Here is a 6,065-nt window from a genome sequence, read left to right as displayed (position 1 = left end):
GCTGCACAGCCCACCGAGATTCACGCCAAAAAGCGCTACCCTCGCTTAAATCCGTAGCCCAATACTTAGTGCTCAGCTCAGAATCCTTCGACCCCGGCAAGCTGCCATTACGAGGCTGAGGCGCGGCAGCCGGCAAGATGGGCGACACCTTACCGCGCGAACGCTGATACCTGTACAAGAACGCAACGATAGAGCGAGTAGAAAGCTGTGCATCCGGGTGGAAACTACCATCAATCCAACCGGACGTAATGCTCTGCTGACGAGCCCACACAATTGCTGCATAGTCCGGGTCGCTAGGCTGAACATCCGAATACGGACTGGTCGCCGGAAGCTCAACCTTTGGGGAACCCGCCAACCTATAGAGAGCCACCGTCAGATCACGGCGCGTCAAATTCTCAGAAAAATAGGACTCTGACTTAGGAAGCTGCTGAGCCTTGTACCACCTCTTCGCAGCCTCACGCTCCTCAAACGCGTTCACCACCAAACCAAGGTCAGTAGAAACAACCTGCTGCACAGAATCCGCGGCACCACCCCGACCGGGAAGAACCTTCTCCACCACCAGCTTGTAACCGCCCTGATAATTCAGCGCCTCACCGGGAATAGTGAGGGTTGCCTCCGTGTAACCGCTCTGGATGCGGTCAGCCGCAATATCCTGCTTCAGCGCCTTCTGACCGGTCAGATTACCAGAAGCATCCGTAGCCTGCAGCGAAAAACGGTAATGACCCTCAGCAAGCTTCGGCAGATTCACGGCACGCACCTGCAACGTGTTCTTCTCCCAATAGGGGCTCACTTGCGGTGAATCAGAACGATATTGGCTCATCTGCTGCGGCTCAACACGCAGAACCGGGGCAGCATCCTTCACCTCGGCGTTCGAGTTGGGCGAGCGCACCGGAATAAACGGGGCAACATCCGTCAAAAGGCTACCGGGTACCTTCTCCTCATCCGGATCCGGGAAGAGGCCGCTGTAGACACCAATCATGTACGCCTTACCCGGTCGCAGAGTACCCGCAGGAATTGTCACATCCGCAGAGAAATAGTTGTTCAGAAAACTCCAACAATAGTATTCACCGCAATCCGTATAACGAACTGCATGAGTGAAAACAGGCTTGCCCACCATCTTTCCCGTGGCAGGGTCAACCTCATACAGCATCAGATATGCCGGGGCACTCCCCGGCTCAACAAGCTGCTTAGAGAGAATATGGTAGCCCTCAATCGTCAGCTGCGTATCAACCCAGGGGTTATCAATCGCCGGCATGCTGTACACGTAAGTAGTACGATCCGGCTCAGGGTCCTGCGTCAGGCTGAGAGGAGTGCGGGCAGTAAGGCGGAGGTCCTCATACTCCTCGGCGTTCGGCTCGCGCTCGCCCGCCGGATAGTAGGTCAGCACCACGTCAAGGGCAGGCGAAGGGGTAGCCCGGATGGTCTGCTTCTTGACCTCAAAGGTGAAGGTGAGGCTCCCGTCCGGGTTGTCGCGGACAATACCGTCATCTCGAAGATGATCAACCTTGCCGCGGTGCAGCGGATATTGGGTTGCCTCGCCGGTACGGGACCACTCGTAACCGGTACCACGGTTCACGAGGCCGAACTGGAAGAGCTTGTACTTCTTACGGAACTCGGGGCTCAACGGGGAAGTCGTCACGGACACCGTGCCGCCCTGAGAAATATTGAGAGTGCCGGTGGTGACCTTCAAATCAATCTTGTCAGCATCGCTCACGCCAGCGGCTACGGCATCGGTATCTGAGGCACCGGGGGTGGCAGCTACGGGGGTTGCCTGCAACGATGCGGCAGGGGAGGCGGCGCTCGCCGGATCCGCTTGAGGGGGCTCCACTTGTGCGGGTTTCGCCTGCGCCGCATCAGCATGCACAGCAGGGGTGACCGCCAGAGCCGGGGTCAAGCCCAGCAACAGGGAGAGGCTGATTGCCTTCTTGCCCTGAGTCTTTAGAGTGCGGGCATTTTGGGTAGGGGCCTTTAGGGCGGGCACCTTAGCACCCTGAGTTGTGGTTGGTCGGAAGAAAGAAGACACGGTTATCCCATCTAATGTTCTGCACTGTGCTTTTTACATGGTTGCTTTCGGCACGGTGGCTTTCTGCACAGTGGTTTTCTGTGTGGGGATTGAAGCGAGTGAGGGAAAACGTTGAGTGGAAGGGGGGGAAATGAACGGTGAAAATGAACGAAAAGTTGAGTAGAAGAGGGGCGCACAGTGCGTCTTAGCGAAAGTACTGGCGGGCTGAAAAGCCGGGCGAATCAGCCCGAAATTTCAGCCCGCCATCACCGATTGTAAAGCAACACAGTATCAGGCTGCGTGGCCGCGGGAGGCGACTCTCAAATAACTACTTCAGGGTAACTACTTGAGACGACTGCCGCCGTGCGTCATGCGGTAGAGCATCAGTGAGAACTCCCAAGAGGAAACAGTATCCAAGCTGAAATTCTCACCGTGGCCTCGATAATATTCTGCGTATCCCCAGATAATCTGCTGGGTAGCCCACAGCGATTCCCTCCAGAACGCAGTGTCCATACGCTCATACTCGGGCCAGTGCACCCGCGAACGTGAATCCCGTGTGGGAGACTCCTCCGGTACATTACTGCTATCTGACGTATCGCTCTTCGGTACAGACGAAGACGGCAAACTGCTCGACTCCGGCGAAGACGCAGGGGTTAGCGCTCGTTGGTACCTGTACAGGAATGCCACCGTCGAGGCAATCGAAAGGTTCGCTTCCGGGTGGAACTTACCATCGACCCAACCGAAGGTAATACCCTTCTGACGAGCCCAAATGTACGCGGCGTAGTCCGGGTCGTTCGGTGCCACATCCGCGTAAGGGCTGGTTGCAGGCAGCTCAGCATGAGGCGCGCCCGCCAGGCGGTACAGCGCCACCGTGACATCGCGGCGACTCAGCACAGTCTTACTCTCATCCAGAAGAGCCTGTTTCTTGACCCATTCGACAGCAGCCTTCTGCTCCTCAGCAGTATTCGCCAAGAGATCAAGATTCTCAGAAGCCACCGGCTCGACCGCATCCGCGGCACCATCCTTGCCCGGGGTTACCTTCTCCAGAACAACCCTGTACGCTCCCTCATAATTCAGCGCGCTACCGGGAACGTTCAGCGTCTCCTCAGCGGCACCATCGTGGATGCGCTCAGCGGGAATAACCTGCTCCAGAGCCTTCTCACCGGTCAGCTCGCCGAAAATATCCGTTGCCTGAATCGAGAAACGGTAATAGCCCTCGGCAAGCTTCGGAAGATTCGAGACGCGTGCGGTGAGAGTATTCATCTCCTGATACGGGTTGACGCGCTTATACGGAATGTACAAATCCGGACGCGCTACAGGCTGGTCAGGATTCGGCTGGTTATCACTCGGCTGCCCCGACCGCACCGGAAGGAACTGCGCAACACTGGTCAGCAAGCTACCGCTGTACTCCTCCTCACCCGGGTGAGGCAGATTAGAACCGTAGATACCAATCATGTAGAGCCTACCCGGCTTCAACGTACCCGCCGGAATCGTCATCTTCGTGCCGAAATAGTTATTGCGGAAACCCGTACAGTGATGCAAGCAGTTGCCCGTCAACGGAACAGCATGGGAGAAAACAGGGCGTCCCATAATCTTTCCGGTAGCCGGGTCTGCCTCGTATAGAGTGACGTACGCCTGGCTGTCGTATCCACCTACGATATTCGGGGGAAGAATATGGTAGCCCTCAACCGTCAGAGTCGTATCCTGCCACGGCTTATCAATCGCCGAAATGCTGTAGCGGTACGTCGGCTGGTCAGGCTCAGGGTCGCGCACCGTGGGCAAGGGAATTCGTGCCGTAAGACGATAATCTTCATACGGATAGTCGTGCGGGTCAGGCTTATCGGACGGGTAGTAGGTCAGCACCACATCGAAGAGCGTACCCTCCGGAACCATCATCCACTGCTTCGGAATGTCAAGAGTGAACGTGACGCTCCCGTCAGGATTATCGTGGGCCTTGCCCTCAGCGCGGAGGCCGGCAACCTTGCTGCCGTACTGCGCCTCAGGAAGGGGATTGCCGTAATATGGCTCAAGGTAATTCTCACCGCGCTCCACAATGCCGAACTCATACAGCGTGTACTTCGCGCGGAACTCGGCACTCAGCGGCGCAGTGGTCACAGAGACGGTACCGCCCTCAGAAATGTTGAGGGTGCCCGAGGTGAGCTTCATGCCAACCGGGTTGTCAGGTTTCTTATCCTCAGCAGGGGTGGGAGGGGTCAATGGGGTAGGGGAATCCGCCAGCCGAACTGGTGCAGTAACCGTAAAATTATGAATCTCTGAACCGTAGTAAGGATTATCTGAGAAATAGACCCTCAGTTCCGCTTCGGAACCCAAATACACGCCCTGTAGCTCTTTAATATCCTCAGCATTAATTTCAAGTTCTACGGTTTGGGTGCCGTCGGGGTTACGGACCACAATTTTGTCACGTTCATAGTAATGGTCACTATTAACGCTGAGGTTGGCAATCGTTTTTTGAGCAGTTTTATTATAAACACTGATTGACCCGATATAGTACCCCAAATCAACTTCCGGGGAAATATTAGAAATAGTAACTTTATATTTCCCCTCATGGTACGGGTCAACCGTCTGAGGGGACAGCGAAACCTTCGGAAGGGTATTGCGGTACGTATTGCTCTGGTAAGGCATTTTCATGGGGTTCTTGCCCACAGGAACGAAGGGGAAGGCACGCCTCATAGCAATCGGGCCTGAAGGAGAGTCTCCCTGTACCGACAGATAATAACCCTTGCCTGATTTCAAAAGACCGGCAGGAATCGTAATTTTATGCTGAAAATGACCGTTAGGAATTAGGTCATGAAAAACCCGCTTAGAATACGGAGAATCCGAAGGGTCAAAAGGTTCCAGCTCCTTGATATATTTATGGGTAACATTTGCAGACGGGTCATATTCTACGAGAGTAAAACTTAGCTTATTCATCCCGTCAAAACCCGAACCCGTCATATTGATTTCAATCGGTTTTCCGGAATTAATCTGCTCCTCCGAAATAGAATCCACATCATAGGTAATAGAAGGCAGAACAGACGCCGGAAAATCATTCGTCACAGGGAGCGCCGTACGAATACGATCCTCAGTATTCCACTGATAGGGGTGCGCTTCATCTAGCGGGCGGTAGGTCAAAATAACTTCGTACTCCATGCCCGCAGGTATGCCGTTGGAAGATACTTCCAAGTCAGCGCTGAAAGTCCCGTCTGGGGCAGGCGCCGGAACGTCAAAGCGCGGCCCCTGGTATGTTGGCTCCTGGTGAGGACCCACGTAGGTAGAGGAACCCTTGGGCGCAATAATGAGGCTACGTAGCTCATGGTGCGCCAAGAATTCGGGAGTGAAGCCGGCACCCTCAACATGCACCGTGCCTCCGGCATAAATTCTTAGTGCTCCGCTAGTGACGCGCAGAGTCGGTAGCGAACTGGTCTGCTCGCCCTGGGCTACAGGATTCTGCTGATTGTCTGCTTGTTTCTGAACCAAAGCTGCAGCGGGGGAGGCTGGGGTCGCCTGCGCCTGCTGCTCAGGTGCCGCCTGGGTCGGTGTTGCGAGTGCCGCCGGGGTGATACCGGCCAGCGGACTCAAACCCAACAGTAGCGACAGGCTGAGCGCGCGGGCGCTCGCCGGGTGGCGCGGGGCGCCTCGTGGCGTGAAGAATGAAGACATCATTATCCCATCTACAAAAAACTGTGCGGTGATTGAAGCGAGCGAGTAGATGAAGCGAGCGAAGAAGTCGAGCGGATAAAACGTGAAAAGAAAACCCCGAACAGGGGAGAAGAAGCCCCGTAAAGCCTGGTGCCGGGCAAAAGAACTCGCAGAAGGCAGGGAAGAAAAATCGGGACGGTACCGGCGGGCTGAAAAGTCGAACTAATCCGAACATTCCAGCCCACCGGTTACCCCTCACCACAACTGGGCGCTACTTGAGATGGCTACCGCCGTGCTCCATGCGGTAGAGCATCAACGCCAAGTCATAGACAGACGTTGTCTCCATGAAAAAGCGTTCGTGTTCCCAACCCCTGGTGTAGCCCCAAATGCGTTGCTGCACAGCCCACCGAGATTCACGCCAAAA

Annotated in this window: 2 protein-coding genes; both read right to left on the bottom strand. The window is 55.4% G+C overall.

Annotated elements, in window-relative coordinates; translation table 11 throughout:
• Positions 1 to 1,981: S-layer homology domain-containing protein (locus HMPREF2942_RS08265; RefSeq protein ID WP_246824412.1), on the bottom strand; the 1,981-nt coding region annotated here is incomplete at its 3' end.
• 363 nt (positions 1,982 to 2,344) lie between these two features.
• Positions 2,345 to 5,665 carry an S-layer homology domain-containing protein gene (locus tag HMPREF2942_RS08260; protein WP_070688837.1) on the bottom strand — a complete coding sequence of 1,107 codons (3,321 nt, stop codon included), beginning with the start codon at positions 5,663 to 5,665 and terminating at the stop codon, positions 2,345 to 2,347.
• Positions 5,666 to 6,065 lie beyond the last annotated feature (400 nt).

The organism is Rothia sp. HMSC071C12 (assembly GCF_001813895.1).
Taxonomy (GTDB): Bacteria; Actinomycetota; Actinomycetes; order Actinomycetales; family Micrococcaceae; genus Rothia; species Rothia mucilaginosa.
This window is presented reverse-complemented; position numbering and strand designations above follow the sequence as displayed.

Excerpts from the sequence above, each read along its gene's own strand:
- HMPREF2942_RS08260 (WP_070688837.1), bottom strand. The coding sequence starts at position 5,665 with ATGATGTCTTCATTCTTCACGCCACGAGGCGCCCCGCGCCACCCGGCG.